The sequence below is a fragment of the Rhizobium sp. WW_1 genome (genome assembly GCF_003610155.1).
GTDB lineage: Bacteria > Pseudomonadota > Alphaproteobacteria > Rhizobiales > Rhizobiaceae > Rhizobium > Rhizobium tropici_A.
This window is the reverse complement of sequence record NZ_RAIN01000029.1, coordinates 25340-43420: the sequence shown is the minus strand read 5'-3', so window position 1 is coordinate 43420 and position 18081 is coordinate 25340. Positions and strand designations below refer to the sequence as shown.

Here is an 18081-nt window from a genome sequence, read left to right as displayed (position 1 = left end):
GGCGATGGCACATTGGAAGGGCGTCGCCGGAATCGACGCCTGATCGCTCAGCAAAATGCCCGATCCGTAGCTCTGGAACTTAACCTGACATCACCCATGGAGCATGGCCGCACCGGCGCGCAATCGTTGATCTGGGACACGGATGGTTACGTATTGTTCGAAGATCGCTTTTCGGTAGCTGGCGCGGGAATTGGCGGGCGTGGACTGCACAGAATGGTGCTCAGTCCGCACTGGCAGGCAAGTAGCACAGACAACTGAGGTTCATGAGTAAGTTCGCTATTGGCGGGAACGCACATGAAGATAGCTGTTATTGGAACCGAATATGTAGGCCTGGTCATCGGCACATGTTTTGCCGAATGGGGCAATCGGGTCGTTTGCGTGGACAAGAATGCCGATAAGGTCGCCGATCTTCGTCACGGCAGGATGCCCATCTACGAGCCGGATCTCGATGAGTTGGTGGAACGCAACTATGCCGCGGGACGACTTGATTTCTCCTGCGATTTGGCAATGTCAGTCGAAGGCGCTGCCATCGTCTTCATAGCAGTCGGCACGATGCCCCACCTGGGACAAGAAGGTGCCGACGCTTCCTTGCTCTACGTTGCCGCACGCGAACTCGCGCCACTCATTTCAGTCAACACCGTCGTGGTGATCAAATCGACGGTGCCGATTGGAACAGGTGACGCCGTGCAGCGGATCATCGGGACGGTCCGCGCGGCAAGCACTTTTGCGGTCGTCTCCAATCCGGAGTTTCTGCGTGAAGGCATTGCCGTGCGCGATTTCCTCGCTCCGGACCGCATCGTGCTCGGCGTGGAAGATGAATGGGCCTACAAGCGGCTCATCGAGCTTTATGACGTTGCGATCGAGCGCCGGAATACGCCCGTCATCATCACGATGCGACGCACGGCCGAGTTGATCAAGCATGCCGCCAATGCCTTCCTCGCCACGAAGGTCACCTTCATCAACGAACTCGCCGATCTTTGCGAGGAGATGGGCAGCGATGTCGGAGAGCTGGCTCTCGGCATGGGCCTCGACAAGCGCATAGGGGCAAGCCTCCTCGCCGCTGGACCCGGCTATGGCGGCTCATGCTTCCCAAAAGGTGCGCTGGCGTTGTTGCAGACGGCGCAGGAGCACGGCGTGGCGCTTCGCATCGTGGAAGAAACCCTTGCCGCCAACGAAGCGCGCAAGCGGCGCATGGCCCGCAAGGTCACCGAAGCACTCGGCGGCAATATCGATGGTCTGATCATAGCCGTTCTTGGTCTGACCTTCAGGCCCGATACCGACGACATGCGCGACGCGCCTTCCATACCGCTCATCGAGACCTTGCAGCGTCTCGGGGCTCGCATCCAAGCATACGACCCCCTCGGCAACGAAAATGCAGCAAAAGTCCTCAACAGCGTCGACTTCTACGAGGATCTCTACGAATGCGCGAGAAACGCGGATGCCGTCGTCGTCGTGACGGAATGGGACGCCATTCGGAAAATCGACCTGGCTCAACTCAAGCAGAAGGTCCGCCAGCCCGTTCTCATAGATCTGCGAAATGCGCTCGACATGGAGGCCGCCAGACAGATCGGCTTTCGTGTTTGCACCATAGGCAGGTCGGCAAGCGAGCAAAAGGGGCTGCAGGACATTGCCAAGCGGCGTACTCGACAACGATCCACGCGGCCAACAACGGCAAGGCCCGTCCCAATCACAATACGGGAGAAGTAATATGAAGAAATCAAGAAAGAAGACCTCCCTGGCTCTTGCGACATCGCTGGCATTTGCGATCGCTCTTGGGTTCGCAACAGGGAGCAATGCGACCGCAGCCGCAACGACCATCAAGGTACCCGATGGCGCAAGGCCCATGACGGCAAACGAACTCTATATGCTCTATCACGACAAGAGTTGGCGATGGCCCGACGGCGCCGGCCGAATGCAAAATGCTGACCGACGGTTTTCCGCCTGGGTCGACGGCACCGGCGGACAATCCTGGGCGGAGGGCCGCTGGGCCGTGACGGATACCGGCCTTCTGTGTCTCAACGCAACGTGGCACGCCGCGAACGGCCAGTTTCCGGCAAAGACCTGCTTCATCCACCGTATTCTCGATGGAACGATCTATCAGAAGCGGGAGACGGGCGGAGCATGGTTCGTGTTTCGCCATCCCATAACCCAAAAGGCTGATGAGGCAACAAACCTGATCACCGACGACCTGGTCTCACAGCGGCTGGAGGTCCTGAAGACTTCCTTGGCCATCCGCAAGACCGAATAGAGGAAGGAGGCAATCCGATGAAAACCCTATCGAAACTGACAACGGCTTTGCTTGCCGCCGGTGCCCTGTGCGGCGGCGTTTACGCCGCCAGCAACGGCCTGGATGCGAAGGCCGAGACCCGGCCTCTCTTCAATGACAAGAGGCCGATCATCACGCCGCAGTCGCTGCCAGGGGGCGCTTATGATCCTAACGGGGATTTTTCCAATGACCCCAATCCAAAGATCGAGCACCTCTTCCTGCCCTGGGAAGATGTCGATCTCTCAACTCTGAGCACGGCAGACGACTATGCCCGCAAACGTGGGCGCTCACTACTGATTACAATCGAGCCCTGGTCATGGGCCAGTAATTGGCGCGTCACGCCAACCGATCTTCTCGACGGAATTTTGGCGGGCCGTTACGATTCGAACATGACGGCGATCTGCTCGGCCGCGGCCAAACTCAACGCACCCGTCACCATCCGTTGGGCCCAGGAAATGGATGAGAAGAACGGACAGTTCACATGGGCCTACTGGAAAGCCGAGGATTACGTGAAAGCCTATAGGCACGCCGTTACCGTCTGCCGCAAGAGCCTTCCCACGGCAAAGTACATGTGGTCGCCGATGGGCAAGGACGGGCTTGAGGCCTACTATCCAGGCGACTCATTTGTCGACGTCGTTGGCCTGTCGGTCTTCGGCTATCAGCCGTTCGACCAGCACAAGCTGGGGCGTGACTCGACTTTCGTCGAAGCGACCAAACCGGGCTACGATCGTGTGAAGCGCTTCAAGAAACCAATCGTGATCGCGGAGTTGGGTTATCAGGGCGATGAAGCCTATGTTCACGCATGGGCCGAAGATGCCAACAAGCCGCATTCCGAATTCCCTGATTTGAAAGCAGTAGTCTACTTCAACGACCGGGAAGTCTATCCCTGGCCGGATGGCTTAGGCCGGCCGGACTGGCGCGTTGCCACGCCGCCACTCTTGAATTGACCAGGATGATGGACGTTTGAGGAGAAACACATGTCTTTATTCCGCTTCATCATCCTCAATGCGATGTTCACGACGCTGCTGCTCAGCACTGCGAGCGCAGCAACACAACATCAGATCGAGAAGATAACGGCACATGCAGCCCATCAAGCCACGCCAATGAGCGCCAAGGAGCTTAGAAAACTCTACTCAGGACGCTCATGGATATGGAAAGACGGCGCCGGCTTCTTCTCCAGTCATCATCGACGGTTCACGGCCTGGTCGCACACAGGCGCTCAAAGATCCTACGCAAGGGGCGTCTGGTATGCGACAGACCGCGGCAAGCTCTGCATGAATGCCGTATGGTACACGAAGAAAAGTGCAGCACCCAATCTATCCTGCTTCCTGCATCGCGAGAAAGCGGGGGTCATCTATCAGAAGCGAGCATCAGGCGGAAAATGGTATGTATTCCGTCATAATCCAATCAAGCATGATGACGAAGTTCTGAAACTGCGACCGGGCGATTATGTCCGCAAACACCTACCCGGTTGAAGTCGAATACTCACATAGGGGCCTTTACCCGGATAGCGGGCGGCTTGCGTCTTACCTGTTCCGCCGAACCGCCATCCGAGAAATGCCCCTATTTTTTCTCGATGGGACTGCGCGCCGTTGCCGGCTTCATTTCAAAATGCACTCCGATTGTAGCAATGGGATGTTCTGCCAAATCCGCTCGGCGTGCAGATATAAGGAGAACCTTTGAAGTAATCTTCGGCGGAAACGGAAGTTGTCCTGGCGAGAGAGTTCCCGCTATATAAGACAACATTGTCCTTCTCATACTTCTTCATATACAACTTAACAGTTTTATTGTTCGCACGCGCGCTCTCGCTAGCATTCACATTTCCAGATGTGATTAGAGAAGACGCAATCACAAGTATAGATGTCAAAAAAACGCCAATATAACGATTATTATTGGATAGACTGCAAGAGTTTTTCCAAAAGCTCATAAGCTTACTCTCCTTCACAGGTTCGTTTCGTTCATTTCAGCGGAAAATATTTAAGCTTTTTCTATAAATATCTTGAAAATATTAATGAAATCTGCTTAATTTCCCCTCTCAGTCTTCGGGCGGGGATCTGCGACAATGCTGCCTGCAGCGGTGACAATCTGGCGCGACATTCCATGGATGCACAGAGCCTTTGCTCGGACATCCACAGACTTCTTCGATTTGCCGGCCAATCCATATTGCAAGCAGGGATTCACGTCTCATACACCGATGCGGTCGCTTCCTTTTTGGCTATCCGCCGACCTTGGGGCGGTCGGATGGATGCAAATTCGGGCCGTTTTGCGACGATTGATCAAGTCCGACGATATGCGAAACCAGTGCTATACGCGCATTAGTCATATCTGGAGCACTTTGCTCAACCTCGTGGACGTCGCCCATCCTGCTTTCCTGCAGCAAGGATGCGGATGGCTCTGTCAGCCAATCCGTCATGTTTTCCCAAAAGGTCACCACGATGATGTGGGATAAAACCGAGACCAATTCGGGGCAACCAGGCTTCGTTGAACGGCGTCGCTGGCCCCGTGTTTCCGAAACTCCGCTCTGCGGTAACGCCACAGACCTGCCGGAGCTGGTGTCACTGCCATTTTCAACGTCGAGCGAGGCTCCGGCCCGGCAGTTTCCGGCCTGGAAGGAGCGCGTGGCGCCATTGATAGACGCCTGTCTTCCCGAAAACTCACAGGCTGACGGTTGTTTTGCAGCAAACCACACCGTCTGGAATCTCGAAGGTGCGCTTCTCATCCAGCAGGAAACGCCAGCCTACAGCTATGAACGCTCAGCCGACAAAATACGCTTCAGCTCGATAGATCATTGGCAGATCACGCTCCTGCGCGCAGGCAAGACATGGACGAGCGTCAACGGACATGTCGTCGAAAACGAGCCCGGCATGATGGAAATCCGCGCGCTTGGCTGCCCGTTTTATGGCCGCACCCTGAGCGCGCAATCCGTTAGCCTCATTCTACCTTGCGATCTGTTTGCCGATTATGGTGGCCTGCCTGGCGCAAGCAATAACGTCGTCCTGGCAGGTGCGCGCGTCAGGTTGCTGGCCGACTATATTGCTTTTCTCGAAGCAAACCTCAGTCGTTTGACAAGAGAAGATCTGCATGGCGTGCGCAACCAGCTTCAGGAGATGATATTCCACAGCGTGGCATCGCTTGTGGATGCCCAAAAGAGCAGCGATCGCAGTGCGGAGATCGGGCTGATGTCAAAGGCTCGCCGCTTCATCCAGACCAATCTCGGATCGGCGGATCTAACCCCTGAAACATTGAGCCACGAGCTGGCCATCTCCCGAACCAGGCTTTATGAACTGTTTCAAGCATCTGGCGGCGTCTTGAACTACATCCGAAGAAGACGCCTTCTAGCCGCGCGTGCAGCACTTGCCGATACCGGCAACGGTCGACGAATTGCGGATATCGCCAGCGATTTCAGCTTTGAATCTGCGGCCAATTTCAGCCGGGCATTCACACACGAATTCGGCTATAGCCCAAGCGAAGTCCGCCGACATACCGGAGAATGCAAGATAGAACATCCGCCACGGATGACGGAGACATCCACCTTCAGCGACTGGCTTAATACTCTCGGCATTTAATGGTACGGAACACAATACGGCGGCCGAGAAATTCTAATGCAGTTGAACAATTGCGGCAGAGGCATTTACGATACATCTGGGCATGTGCAGCAGATCAAGAGCCAGCCGTAACGTCGACTGCAACCGCAATATTGCCACCCGTCAGTCCGGTTGAGGCGAAGAGGTTGTTTCGCCTTCAGAAATCTCGCAGGCCAACAAGAGAGGCTTGTCGAGATCGGGGGCATCCTGCTTGCCCAGCAGGATGGTGACGGCCGTCGCTGCTATTTCCCTGATCGGCTGTTTCACGGTCGTCAGGCGCGGCGTTGTCATGCTTGCAAGCGGAATGCCGTCGAAACCGACAATGGAAAGGGCAGCCGGTATCGGGATCCCCAGGTCATGGGCGGCGCGCATGCAGCCGATCGCCTGCTGGTCGGAACTTGCGAATATGGCGGTCGGCCGCTCGTGGCGTGCTCGCGCGAGAAGATAGTTTCCCGCGGACCGGCCGCTTTCATAGTCGAAGGCCGCTTCTGCGATCAACGGCAACGCATTCTGCTCGCCACGACTGGCAAACTTCATCGCATCGAGATAGCCCTTAAGGCGATCACTGGCGGGGACCGAATCCTTCGGGCCTGAAATGAAGCCGATACGGCGATGGCCAAGCTTCAGAAGATGCTCGACGCCGATACGCACGCCATTGCGATGATCGGAGGCGATGCCGGAATATCCCGGCAGAAGGCGATCGACGATGACGATTGGCAGGCCCTTTGGCAGCTTGAGCGTATGGAAATCATTGCTCGGAACGAGGATGATGCCATCCACTTTCCGGCTTGTCAGCTGGCCGATCCGGTCTGCCTCCTTGGCCGCATGGTCGAACGAGGTCATGACGATGATGTTGTAGCCATGACCTGCGGCCGCCTGTTCGGCGGATTGGACGAGCTCCGAGAAAAAGGGGTTGGTGAGGTCCGGAATAACGATGCCGATGAGGCGGCTGACCTTGCTACGCATGCTTCTGGCAGATGGATCGGGCATGTAGCCGAGTTCTTCGATGACGCCTCTAACCCGCGCCCTCAACTCGTCCGTTACAGACGGATGGTCGTTCAAAACTCTTGAAACGGTCCCGGTGGAAACTCCCGCCAGCTTGGCAACGTCTCGAATTCCGACCTTTGGCATAACGGAAACCAATATCCCTTCATCTCACCTTCGAGGACACCCAAGAGCGCCTGATCCGGGCTCTCAGCTAATGGTCTCTCCCGCCTTAGTCAAAGGACTTCATCTTGAACCGACCCTCCAAGGCATAAGGACAGCGCAAACCCATTTGGAAACGGTTCATCATACCTATCTTGTCTCATCGGTAAAGTTGTAAATTTATGTGATATCCGGCACCAATCCGGCGCCTTGACAATTCTTAATGGCATGCTACCCAATATACGTGGAAACGGTTCATTGTCGCAGACAACTCAGGTGGAGCTGAGCCCAGGACCGTTCGGGAGGAGAGAAATGACCAATTCTACCAAGCATGAATCCGTCTTGATCAATGCGAAACGGCGTGCCGCACTGAAGCTCGGGCTGGCCGGCACTCTGGCGCTTGCGCTGTCCTGCGGCGTGTCGCCCGCCTTTGCGGCCAGCAAGCCCAAGGTCGGCCTGATCATGAAATCCCTGTCCAATGAGTTCTTCAAGCAGATGAAGGCCGGCGCCGACAAATATGCGGCCGAAAACAAGGACAAGTTCGATTTCAAGGCCGTCGGCATGAAGGACGAACGCGACTTCGCCTCGCAGGTCGATGCCGTCGAGAACTTCGTGACGCAGAAATACGACATCATCGTCATCGCACCTGCCGATTCCAAGGCCATGGCCACGCCGCTTGCAAAGGCCGTGAAGGCCGGCGTCAAGGTCATCAACATCGACGTCCCCCTCGATGCCGATGCCAAGAAGGCGGCCGGCATCGATCTTGCCTTCTTCGGACCTGACAACACGGCCGGCGCTAAGCTTTCTGGCGATGCGCTTGCCAAGGATCTGGGACCTGGCGCAAAGGTCGTGATCCTGGAGGGCAATCCTGAGGCCGACAACGCCAAGGAGCGTAAGGAAGGTTTCATGGATTCCATCAAGGCCGGCAAGCTTCAGCTTCTCGACAGCAAGACCGCGCATTGGGAGACCGAAGAAGCCAACACCGTCATGACGAACTTCCTGACGAAATATAAGGACATACAGGGCGTCATGGCTGCAAACGACTCCATGGCGCTCGGTGTCGTCAAGGCTCTCGACGCGTCCGGCCAAGCAGGCAAGATCAAGGTTGTCGGCTTCGATAACATTCCGTCCGTCAAGCCATTGATCAAGGATGGCAAGATGCTTGCTACCGTCGAACAGTACGGCGCGGAAATGGCAGCCATGGGCATCAAGTATGGCCTTCGCGAATATGCCGGCGAAAAATTCACCGGCTGGGTCAAGACGGATGTCACACTGATCACCGCCAAGGATCTCAAGTAGCCGATACTATAGGTCTTGCGGGCAAGGATGCGTCGGCAAATGCCGGTGCATCCGTTTCGCGATCAATCTTCTTGGCAGCCCCTCAGGATGAACGGCAGCGCGAGAAAGGTCGCCATCTCCAATTCGAAGCAGAACGCGCATGAGGTGGACGTGCCAGAGACAGTCGATAACTCTATCTTGAAGCTGGAAGGAATAGGCAAGCGCTTTCCGGGTGTCGTCGCCCTGAAAGACGTCTCCATCAAGATCGGCCGCGGCAAGAGTCACATACTTCTCGGCGAAAACGGCGCCGGCAAATCGACCTTGATCAATCTGCTTGGCGGCGTCTTCAAACCGGATGACGGCCGCATCCTGTTTGACGGCCATGCCTATAGCCCGTCCTCTCCGCTGGAGGCGTTCAAGGCCGGCATCCGTGTCATCCACCAGGAACTGCACCCGCTTTCCAATCTCACCGTCGCCGAAAACCTGCTTTTCGAGCATCTGCCACGCCGATATGGCCTGGTGAATTACAAGCAAATGAATGTAAGGGCGGCGGAATTGCTCGCCGAAGTCGGGCTCAACGTAGCGCCGACGACGCTTGCGAGCAGCTTGAGCGTCGCCCAGCTTCAGCTTCTCGAGATCGCCAAGGCGCTCTCCAACGAAAGTAAGCTTCTGGTTCTCGATGAGCCGACGGCGACCCTGACCTCCAAGGAAGTGGATCGCCTCTTCGAAATTCTGAAGCGGCTCAAGGCGCGGGGCGTCACCACGCTTTACATTTCGCACAGGCTCGAGGAAATCTTCGAGGTGGGCGATGAGGTGACCATCCTGCGTGATGGACAGCACGTGATTACGCGGCCGCTTGAAGGACTTGGAATTCCGAAAATCGTTGAACTCATGGTCGGGCGCGAACTTGCGCAGCACGACGCCTTCCGCGGCGACAGCGCCATATCCGGCGAGGCGCTTGGCGTCTCCGGCCTGAAGGTTACGCGCAACAGCCCGGAGCTGTCGTTTTCCGTCGCCAAGGGAGAAATCGTCGGCATTGCCGGGCTTGTTGGCAGCGGCCGCACCGAGGCTGTTCGCGCCATATTCGGCGCCGACGCCAAGGCTGCAGGTGAAATCCGCGTGGACGGCGAGGTGATCGATATTACGTCACCGAAGGATGCGGTGGCTGCGGGACTGTGCCTGGCAACGGAAGACCGCAAGATTCAAGGGTTGATGCTCGACCTTAGCTGCGCCGAGAACACCACCATAACCGACCTTGGCAAGGTCTCTCGCAACGGCTTGATCATCCGCAAGCTGGAAGACGGCTATTCACAACGCCTGGTGCGCGAACTCAGGATCAAGACACCATCCATCCATCAGGCCGTCAGGACGTTCTCGGGTGGCAACCAGCAAAAGGTGGTCATCGCCAAATGGCTGTTTCGCGGCCCCAAAGTACTGATCTTCGATGAACCGACGCGCGGCATCGACGTTGGCGCCAAGGCGGAAATCTATGAGCTTCTTTGGAAGTTCGCCGCCGAAGAAAGGGGCGTCCTGGTGGTGTCTTCGGACCTGCCGGAGCTGATCGGCATTTGCCACCGCATCATCGTTTTCTCGGACGGCAAGATAGCCGGAGAAATACCTCGAGAACAATTTGACGAGAGCAGGATCCTCTCACTCGCTTACAAGGAGTACAGTCGTGTCCGGCAACATTGAGAAGACGACCGAAGCGAAAGAGGCCAGCGTCTGGGACAAGCTCATCCGGATCTCGATGAAGGAGGCCGGCGTCACCATCGCACTCGTCCTTATCCTGATCTTCTTCTCGCTGACGGCGCCCTATTTCGCGACGCCGGAGAATTTCCTGAAGATCTTCGTGCAGATCGCGATTAACACGGTGCTTGCCGCCGGCATGACCTTCGTCATCCTCACCGGCGGCATCGATCTTTCCGTCGGGTCGCTGCTTGCACTCTGCACGGTCATCGGCGCAACGATCATGATCGACCCGAGGTTCTCGCCGTGGCAGGCGATCGTTCTCGCATCGCTCGCCTCGATGGGTGCCGGCGCGATCCTCGGCGCCGTCAACGGATGGATTTGCGAGAAATGGAAGCTTCCCTCCTTTATCGTCACGCTCGGCATGCTCAACGTCGCAAGTGGCCTCGCCCGCGTCGTCAGCGATAATTCTACGATCACCGGCCTGCCGCAGCCCTTCGTCGACTTCGGCAATCTGATCTTCTGGGGCGTCTTTCCGTCGATCTTCCTGATCGCGATCCTTGTCGTCCTCGTCGGCTGGTTCGTGCTTCGCTACACGGTGTTTGGACGCTTCGTCTTCGCGATCGGGACGAATGAAGAGGCAGTCCGCCTGTCGGGCCATGAGCCGAAGCGATACAAAATCGCGGTCTTCACCATTTCCGGGCTGACCGCCGGCATTGCCGCCATGGTTTACCTGCTCCGCCTCAATGTCGGCAGCCCGGTCGCGGGCGTCGGTTATGAACTGAACGCCATCGCGGCCGTCATCATCGGTGGCACCAGTCTTTCGGGCGGCAAGGGATCGATCATCGGAACGCTGGTTGGCGCGTGCATTCTGCAAGTGCTGTCCACCGGGCTGCAACTGCTTGGCGCCGACGATAACATCAAGCCGATCGTCATCGGCGCCGTCATCGTGCTTGCCGTCATTCTCGACAGCTATCGCGGCCGGTTGATGCGGATATTGGAGAGCCGCTGACGCGGCAGCCACAACGACAGAGCCGCACCAACGGCGAGCAGCAGGACGTTGCAACCGAGAGCGACGGCAAAGGCATCGGAATAGGACCGCAACTCCTGCCCGGCGCCGAGCACGCTGAAGAAGATGCCGCCGATGATCGCAACGCCGAGGGCGGCACCGATCTGGAAGGTCGATATGACGATGCCGGACGCCAGTCCGGCATGGTGCTCGTCAATGCCACCGATCACCGCCTTGATGACCGATGGCATTACGATGCCGAAACCAATGCCCGCAATTGCGAGCCCCATCCCGATCGGAGCAGCAAGCGGGCCTTGGACAGCCAGGATGACGCATCCAAAGCCGATCACCTGTATGATGAAGCCCAGTGTCAGGGCACGAGGTCCGATCCGGCGCATTATGGCGGCCGCCGCAAACGACGCGGCGAAATAGCCAAGACCAAAGGGCAGTGTTCGCAATCCCGCCTGAAGCGGCGTCAGGTTCAAACCGCCCTGCAGATAGATGGAAAAAGTCAGGTAGAAGGCCGAGAGCATGTAATAAACCAGAGCCATGGCAATGCCAATCGCAAAGCCGCTTTCCCGGAATAGCGAGAGATCGACGAGTGGGGCGCCGCCACGTTTCATCAGCCGCCATTCGAAGACGACGAAGGCGACGAGCATCAAGGGAAACGCAAGGAGCATGCCAAGGATCGCCGGCGGCCAGCCGCTATCGCGTCCCTCGACGAGCGGATAGACGAGAAGGCCAAGCGTTGCGGAGAGCAATACGACACCGCCGAGATCGAGCCTTTGCGCGTGTTCGGCACGCGAGTCACCCAAGAACAACAGGCCGCCGACGAAGGCTATGACCCCGATCGGAATATTGATCAGGAAGATCGCCTGCCAGGTGAAACCCAGAGGATGGGACGAGACCAGCACGCCGCCAAGGATCTGGCCAACGATATTGGCAAGCCCGAAGGTGGCGCCGTAAAGGCCCAGGGCCTTTCCTTGCTCGGAGGGTGGAAACAGCACCCGAATGGAGGCGAGCACCTGCGGCGCCATCGCGGTCGCGGTCAGCCCCTGGAGGATCCGTCCGGCAATGAGCGCGCCGGCCGACCAGGCAAAGCCGCAGAGGATCGACGCAAGCGTGAAGCCCGCGACACCGATCATGAACATGCGCTTGCGCCCAAGCCAGTCGCCCAGCCTGCCACCGGTTATAAGAAAGATGGCATAGGTTGCGGCATAGGCCGAAATGACGAACTGCAATTCGCTCGGCGTTGCCCCAAGGCCCTGACGAATAGCGGGCAGTGCCAGATTGACGACGTTGAAATCCAGGATCGGCAGGAAGGCGCCCGTCAGGAGGACAGGCAGAGCAAGCCAGCGGCGCGGATCGCCACCCGTTTCCATATTGTTTTGGCTCATGTGAATGCGTCTATCGATATTCATGAACAGCTCCCGCCACCACCGGTCAAACGGCGACGGCTTCATATGGATCTGGTGAGAATGGACGGTGCTCCCTCAAAGTGAGGGATGTCGTCGATGCCAGTCCGTCACCTGCTGATAGGCATCGCCGGCCCGCACCAGCAAAGCCTCGTCCAGATGCCGGCCGACCAGCTGGAAGGAGAGAGGCAAGCCTTTTGCGGTAAACCCACCCGGAAGGGTGATGGTCGGACTGCCCGACATGTTGAACGGGGATACGAAACGCAGGAAGGCCGTCAGCTCGTTCGGCATGGTGAACAGTTCCGCCTCCTGCGCCACCGTGAAATCGGCAAGCGGCTGTGTCGGAATCAGCAGAAGATCGACATCGGCAAACAGGGTCGCCAAGGCGCCAGAGAAAGCCAGGCGCGCATGATGGGCCATCATCAACTGAGCGCTGGTGATGGTGCGGCCATATTCGATCAGGCCCGCAATCGTGCCGCTTGCAGCCGGTCCGTAATCCGCGGATCGAGCGGGATATGTCGCAGCATGCGCAAGCGCCGCCTCGACACCGCAATAAGACCCCCAGGCTTCGTTTACGGCGCGGTGATCGGGCAACCTGACGGGCACGATCGTTGCGCCTAGCTCTTCAAACACCTCCGCCGCCTGCTGTAATGCCCTGACAATTTCATTGTCCACATTCGTTTCGTTATAGGCATGATCGATGCCAATGCGCAGGCCGCGCACTCCCCTTTCAAGACTTGCAAGATAGTCTGGAACCGGCGCGGCCAGCGAGGTCGGATCGTCCGGATCGAGACCGGCAATCGCACCAAGCACGACGCCTGCGTCAGCGGCCGAGCGCGTCATCGGACCGACGTGATCGAGACTGTCGGCTAGCGGGAAGACACCATGTCGGCTGACCCGACCCCAGCTTGGCTTCAATCCGGTCACGCCATTGGCAGAGGACGGAAAGCGGATCGAGCCGCCCGTATCGCTGCCGAGCGTTGCAAAACAAAGGCCGGCCGCCGTTGCGACCCCCGATCCGCTAGAGGAGGCGCCGGCGTAGTAATCGCCATTCCATGGATTTCGCGGCGGGATAATCGTCGGATGATGCTTGGCAAAGACGCCTTCGGTCAGTTGTAGCTTTCCAAGGAGAACAGCGCCTGCCTCGGCCAGACGCTTGACCACAGTCGCGTCGGTCTCTGGCTTGCGGCCCGCATGAATTGGCATACCGGCGGCTGTCACGATACCTTCCGTGTCATAAATATCCTTCAAGGCGATCGGAATGCCGTGAAGCGGGCCACGATGTCTCCCGCGCGCAATCTCGGCCTCAGCCCGGCGCGCTTGCGCGAGAGCAAGTTCCGGTGTCACCGTCGCATAGGCATGCAGCGCTGGATCGAGCGTGGCAATCCGATCCAGCAGGGCGTTAGTGAGTTCCAGCGGCGAGACGACGCGCCGCCTGATTGCGTCGGCGGTCTCTGTCAGGGTTGCGTAGTGCCAGTTTGTCATAGTTTGAAATCCGTTACGGCTCAGGAACTGTGTTACGAGCACCCTCAACGTAAACGTGACTTTGAGATAACGAAATCCAATGTATGGATATATCAGTGATAACAAATGAGTATGTGCACCATGAAAGTACTCGATGTGGACGTCGTTCAGGCATTCGTGCTGGTCGCGGATTTTCAAAGCTTCACGCGCGCGGCTGAGGCCCTCGATACGTCCCAGGCCGCAATCAGCATGAAACTGAAGCGCCTGGAGGAGCGGCTTGGCGAAAAGCTGATCGAGAGGACGCCGCGGCTGGTGCGGCTTTCCGCGCGCGGCGCTGCCTTTCTTGAAGTGGCGCGCGAATTCCTGGCGGCACATGAACGCGCGATCGCCGGGCTCATTACGCCATCTCGTCGATTCACCCTCGGCGTTGCCGACCAGGTGGCCGGTCCGGAATTGCCCGTGCTGCTGGCCCGGCTGCACGCCCATGATCCGGCTCTGCTGATCGAAGTGCAGATCGAGGCGTCGAGAAGTCTGCTCGATGCTTTCGATCGCGGCGCGCTGGATGCGGCAATCGTTCGACGGGAGGATGATCGCCGCGATGGGGAAGTGCTGTCGAAGGAGCGTTTCGGCTGGTTTGCCGCGCCGGGCTTCGAGCATAGGCAAGGCGAGCCCTTGCGGCTCGCCTCCCTTGCCGCCTCATGCGGTGTGCGCAACAATGCCACCCGCGCCCTGGACGCGGCCGGCATTGGCTGGGTGGAGGTCTTCCTCGGCGGCGGCACCACAGCGGTCGCCGCTGCGGTCATGGCCGGCCTTGCGGTCGGAGCGCTGGCGCACCGCGTTGCCCCCGTTGGGCTGACGGAAGTTGGCGAGAAGCTTGGCCTGCCGCCTCTGCCGGCATCCGAGGTCGTCCTTCACACCTCCCTGTCCGATGGCCGCTCGCGCGGTGCCTTGCGGACGCTTGCCGCCGCCTTCCGCGAACATCGGACGTCGGCTTCCTAAACCGGGTCATATGGTCGGCCTTGATCCATACTCCCGCCCAACGCTTTCATGCCCGAGCGGTCAGTGCCGCTGCGGCCTTCTCCGCGATCATGATGACCGGTGAGTTCGTATTACCGGAAACGATGGTCGGCATGATCGAAGCATCGACCACGCGCAATCCACCGATGCCGTGCACGCGCAGTTTCGAATCGACGACAGAGGATGGATCGCCCCCCATCTTGCAGGTGCCAACCGGGTGGAAGATCGTCGTTGCAATGTCGCCGGCGCGACGGATGAGTTCCTCGTCGCTTTCAAACTCGCGCCCCGGCAGGATTTCCCGAGGGGTGTACTTGCGGATCGTATCGGTGTCCATGAGGCGGCGGGCATGACGAATGGATCTCGTCGCCAGCAACTGGTCCGCGATGGTGGAAAGATAGTTGGGGCGGATTTCCGGCGGCAAGGAAGCGATGCGCGACTGGATATGCACGCTACCCCTACTTTCCGGTCGGAGATTGCAGACCGAGACTGTCACCGCGGGAAAGCGATGCAGTGGCTCCCCAAGCCGATCGGTGCTGAGCGGCTGGATGTGATATTCCAGATCGGCAGTGGCAATGGATGGATCGCTTTTCGCAAAAATGCCCAATTGGCTTGGCGCCATCGAAAGCGGGCCGGATCGAAAGAGTGCATATTGCATGGCCATGCCGGCGCGACTGGAAAGGCTGTGGTAAAGCTGATTGAGCGTGCGAGCACCATCGATCCTGAAGACCGTTCGGATCTGCAGATGATCCTGCAGATTCTCGCCGACGCCGGCCAGGGCATGGCGAACGGGAATATCCAGTCCGGTCAGCACATCCGGGCGGCCGATACCCGACAGTTCGAGGATTTTCGGTGAATTGATCGCGCCGGACGACAGGATGACTTCGCGCACCGCCCGCGCGGCGAAAACCTGCCCGGCGCGACGAAACCGCACGCCGGTGGCGACCTTGCCGTCGAATGCCACCGACTCGACTTCGGCGCCCGACACGATCCGCAAGTTGCCACGCTTCATCGCCGGGCGCAGGAACGCCTTGGCCGTGTTCCAGCGGACGCCGCCGCGCTGGTTCACCTCGAAGTAACCGGAGCCCTCGTTGTCCCCGTCATTGAAATCATCCCGTTTCGGAATGCCGAGTTCTTCGGCGGCCTCGCGAAATGCGTCAAGGATCGGCCAGGAGAGGCGCTGGCGCTCCACCCGCCATTCTCCCCCAGCCCCGTGCATGGCGGATTTGCCCCGGTAATTGTCCTCCGACTTCAGGAAATAGGGAAGCACATCGTCCCATCCCCAGCCATCGTTGCCGGCCTGGCGCCAGGCGTCGTAGTCGGCCGCCTGGCCGCGCATATAGATCATGCCATTGATGGAAGAGCAGCCACCCAGCACCTTCCCGCGCGGATAGGGCAGCGAGCGGCCGTTCAACCCCCTTTCCGCGGCCGTCTTCATCATCCAGTCGGTGCGCGGATTGCCCATGCAATAGAGATAGCCGATCGGAATATGGATCCAATGATACCGGTCCGTGCCGCCAGCCTCGAGCAAGAGAACACGGGTCTTCGGATCAGCCGAAAGCCGATTTGCCAGAACGCAGCCCGCGGAGCCCGCACCGACAATGATGAAATCATAGGCGCCGTCATCTATCGGAGTCTCGTCAGAGGTCTTGTTCACGTCACAACTCCGCTTGCCGCCTCGGCCGAAGCGCTTAGACGCCGCCAAAGCGGTGTCATGGCCTCTGTCATGTCCCTATAGAGCGCGTAACGTCTGTCGTAATGCACCGCTAACGCTTCATTAGGTTCGTAGTGACGATCGATGCGCACCATCGCATCGGCGCCCTCAGTAAAATCAGCAAAGAGGCCGACACCTGTTCCCGCCGCAATCGCCGCGCCCAATGCGCCCGTTTCCTGCGAAACAGCCACCGAGACGGGTACGCCGAGAACATCCGCAAAGATCTGCGGCCAGAGCCGGCTGCGCGAACCGCCACCCGACAGAACAGCTTTGTCAAAGATTGCACCCGCCTTGCGGATCGTTTCGACATGCTGGCGATGACCGAAGGCGACACCTTCAAGCAGGGCGCGGATCAGATGCCCCTTCGTATGCCAGCCGGCAATGCCATAAAAGCCGGCACGAGCATGGCCATCCTGCTGCGCGCCATAGAGGTAGGGATGATAGAGCGGGTCGTCCGCCGCAGGGTCGATTGCCGCCGCCAGAGCGCAGCATGCGTCGAAGGGAGACCCGTCCGCCGTACGGCCGCCCTCGAAAAATTCCCGCACAAGCCATTCGAGATTGGCCGCGGACGTGGCGCTGTTCTCCATCGCCATGTATCGCTTGCGGTCGAAGGTCGAGGACATGAAAACCGGTCCATCGAGATCGGGGCCGTCGACGATCACCTGGTTGATGCTCCATGTGCCGGCGATGATCGAAGCGCTTCCGGTGCGCGTCACGCCGGAGCCAAGTGCGGAAGCAACCACGTCGAAGAGACCTCCGACCACCGGAGTGCCGGCCGCAAGCCCGGTTTCCTGCGCAACCTCCTCCGTCACCGCGCCGGCAATGTCGGCACTCTCGATGAGCGGCGGCAAGAGATCCATGCAATCACTCAACCCGTAGGCCTCCATCAGAGCTCTGTCGTAACGGCGATTGGCAAGATCGAGCAGACCGGCGCCGGACATGTCGGAAACGTCGCTGACGCGCCTGTCCGTCAGGCGATTGACGATAAAATCCTTGGAGAAAAATATCGTGCCGATCCGGTTGAAAATGTCAGGCTGATGGCGTTTCAGCCATGCAAGCAAAGTAGGCGTCTGGGAGGGCCAGGGACGCTGGCGGGCAATTGGATAGGTTCTCTCGCCCACCTCTTCGGTCGACCATTGCTCGACCATGGCCGTTGCTCTCGTATCCAGGGATTGAATCCCAAGCAGCGGCTCACCGTTCCGGTCAAGCGCGTAGAGGCCGTTGCCGTGACCGGCGCAGCCGATCGCGGCAATATCGTCCGCGGCAACACCCGCCTCATCGAGGCAGGCACGGATGACGCGCCGGGCATTGGCCCAGAGTTCGCCAAGGTCGCGCTCGACATGGCCCGGATACGGCATGCGACTATGCCCCTCTTCTCCGGCCCGCGCCAGTTCCCGCCCCGTCTTGTCGAAGATCACCGCCTTGATGACGGTGTTACCGGCATCGAGCCCCAACAAATACTCTCCCATTCAGAACCCCTCCCAAGGTCCATGTCTTGCCATCCT

14 protein-coding genes and 1 pseudogene are annotated in these 18081 nt (G+C 58.7%); 10 read left to right on the top strand and 5 right to left on the bottom strand.

All coding sequences use genetic code 11. The features are described 5' to 3' along the window. From BJ928_RS39250 to BJ928_RS36275, 6 genes and pseudogenes are all read left to right on the top strand, one after another. Positions 1–258: pseudogene (locus tag BJ928_RS39250) on the top strand (hypothetical protein); the annotation flags it as partial. Positions 259–294: 36 nt separating this feature from the next. Further along, positions 295–1707 (top strand): UDP-glucose/GDP-mannose dehydrogenase family protein, encoded by a 1413-nt coding sequence (locus BJ928_RS36305; protein WP_047636381.1) that lies wholly within the window; start codon positions 295–297, stop codon positions 1705–1707. Position 1708: 1 nt separating this feature from the next. Then, on the top strand, positions 1709–2248 hold the full coding sequence (locus BJ928_RS36300) for a DUF995 domain-containing protein (RefSeq protein WP_047636382.1): 540 nt from the start codon (positions 1709–1711) through the stop codon (positions 2246–2248). Between the two features lie 17 nt (positions 2249–2265). After that, positions 2266–3213, top strand: coding sequence for a glycoside hydrolase family 26 protein (locus BJ928_RS36295; protein WP_047636383.1), 948 nt, complete (start codon positions 2266–2268; stop codon positions 3211–3213). A gap of 30 nt (positions 3214–3243) precedes the next feature. Next, positions 3244–3741 (top strand): DUF995 domain-containing protein, encoded by a 498-nt coding sequence (locus BJ928_RS36290; protein WP_047636384.1) that lies wholly within the window; start codon positions 3244–3246, stop codon positions 3739–3741. A 936-nt stretch (positions 3742–4677) separates the two neighbouring features. Continuing rightward, positions 4678–5832 carry a helix-turn-helix domain-containing protein gene (locus BJ928_RS36275; RefSeq protein ID WP_245432763.1) on the top strand — a complete coding sequence of 385 codons (1155 nt, stop codon included), beginning with the start codon at positions 4678–4680 and terminating at the stop codon, positions 5830–5832. A 141-nt stretch (positions 5833–5973) separates the two neighbouring features. On the opposite strand, the gene BJ928_RS36270 is transcribed toward BJ928_RS36275, so the two are convergent. Then, positions 5974–6981 carry a LacI family DNA-binding transcriptional regulator gene (locus BJ928_RS36270; protein WP_047636386.1) on the bottom strand — a complete coding sequence of 336 codons (1008 nt, stop codon included), beginning with the start codon at positions 6979–6981 and terminating at the stop codon, positions 5974–5976. A gap of 327 nt (positions 6982–7308) precedes the next feature. On the opposite strand from BJ928_RS36270, the gene BJ928_RS36265 reads away from it, so the two are divergent. The 3 genes from BJ928_RS36265 (at position 7309) to BJ928_RS36255 (ending at position 10972) form a co-directional block, all read left to right on the top strand. Next, on the top strand, positions 7309–8295 hold the full coding sequence (locus BJ928_RS36265; RefSeq protein ID WP_047636387.1) for a sugar ABC transporter substrate-binding protein: 987 nt from the start codon (positions 7309–7311) through the stop codon (positions 8293–8295). 87 nt (positions 8296–8382) lie between these two features. Next, positions 8383–9966 (top strand): sugar ABC transporter ATP-binding protein, encoded by a 1584-nt coding sequence (locus BJ928_RS36260; protein WP_245432761.1) that lies wholly within the window; start codon positions 8383–8385, stop codon positions 9964–9966. Continuing rightward, on the top strand, positions 9950–10972 hold the full coding sequence (locus BJ928_RS36255; RefSeq protein ID WP_047636388.1) for an ABC transporter permease: 1023 nt from the start codon (positions 9950–9952) through the stop codon (positions 10970–10972). Before BJ928_RS36260 ends, BJ928_RS36255 begins: the two co-directional genes overlap by 17 nt. Here the strand turns inward: BJ928_RS36255 and BJ928_RS36250 are convergent. Together BJ928_RS36250 and BJ928_RS36245 are read right to left on the bottom strand one after the other, a co-directional pair. Next, entirely contained in the window at positions 10933–12390 is a 1458-nt protein-coding gene (locus BJ928_RS36250; protein WP_052228001.1) for an MFS transporter, read from the bottom strand. The two genes, BJ928_RS36255 and BJ928_RS36250, sit on opposite strands and share 40 nt — an antisense overlap. 72 nt (positions 12391–12462) lie before the next feature. Next, complete coding sequence (locus BJ928_RS36245; protein ID WP_047636390.1) at positions 12463–13869, bottom strand: amidase; 1407 nt, start codon at positions 13867–13869, stop codon at positions 12463–12465. 120 nt (positions 13870–13989) lie between these two features. On the opposite strand from BJ928_RS36245, the gene BJ928_RS36240 reads away from it, so the two are divergent. After that, positions 13990–14847 (top strand): LysR family transcriptional regulator, encoded by an 858-nt coding sequence (locus tag BJ928_RS36240; RefSeq protein ID WP_047636431.1) that lies wholly within the window; start codon positions 13990–13992, stop codon positions 14845–14847. Between the two features lie 46 nt (positions 14848–14893). Here BJ928_RS36240 and BJ928_RS36235 read toward each other — a convergent pair whose 3' ends face one another. Both BJ928_RS36235 and BJ928_RS36230 read right to left on the bottom strand, forming a co-directional pair. Next, a complete protein-coding gene (locus BJ928_RS36235; protein WP_047636391.1) occupies positions 14894–16519 on the bottom strand; it encodes a GMC family oxidoreductase in 1626 nt (541 codons plus the stop codon). Continuing rightward, positions 16516–18045 carry an FGGY-family carbohydrate kinase gene (locus tag BJ928_RS36230; RefSeq protein WP_047636393.1) on the bottom strand — a complete coding sequence of 510 codons (1530 nt, stop codon included), beginning with the start codon at positions 18043–18045 and terminating at the stop codon, positions 16516–16518. The genes BJ928_RS36235 and BJ928_RS36230 overlap by 4 nt, the downstream gene beginning before the upstream one ends. Positions 18046–18081 lie beyond the last annotated feature (36 nt).

Coding starts and splice junctions, on each gene's coding strand:
- BJ928_RS36270 (WP_047636386.1), bottom strand. CDS start 6,981: ATGCCAAAGGTCGGAATTCGAGACGTTGCCAAGCTGGCGGGAGTTTCC.
- BJ928_RS36290 (WP_047636384.1), top strand. CDS start 3,244: ATGTCTTTATTCCGCTTCATCATCCTCAATGCGATGTTCACGACGCTG.
- BJ928_RS36305 (WP_047636381.1), top strand. CDS start 295: ATGAAGATAGCTGTTATTGGAACCGAATATGTAGGCCTGGTCATCGGC.
- BJ928_RS36240 (WP_047636431.1), top strand. CDS start 13,990: ATGAAAGTACTCGATGTGGACGTCGTTCAGGCATTCGTGCTGGTCGCG.
- BJ928_RS36250 (WP_052228001.1), bottom strand. CDS start 12,390: ATGAATATCGATAGACGCATTCACATGAGCCAAAACAATATGGAAACG.
- BJ928_RS36245 (WP_047636390.1), bottom strand. CDS start 13,869: ATGACAAACTGGCACTACGCAACCCTGACAGAGACCGCCGACGCAATC.
- BJ928_RS36260 (WP_245432761.1), top strand. CDS start 8,383: ATGAACGGCAGCGCGAGAAAGGTCGCCATCTCCAATTCGAAGCAGAAC.
- BJ928_RS36275 (WP_245432763.1), top strand. CDS start 4,678: ATGTTTTCCCAAAAGGTCACCACGATGATGTGGGATAAAACCGAGACC.
- BJ928_RS36295 (WP_047636383.1), top strand. CDS start 2,266: ATGAAAACCCTATCGAAACTGACAACGGCTTTGCTTGCCGCCGGTGCC.
- BJ928_RS36300 (WP_047636382.1), top strand. CDS start 1,709: ATGAAGAAATCAAGAAAGAAGACCTCCCTGGCTCTTGCGACATCGCTG.
- BJ928_RS36265 (WP_047636387.1), top strand. CDS start 7,309: ATGACCAATTCTACCAAGCATGAATCCGTCTTGATCAATGCGAAACGG.
- BJ928_RS36230 (WP_047636393.1), bottom strand. CDS start 18,045: ATGGGAGAGTATTTGTTGGGGCTCGATGCCGGTAACACCGTCATCAAG.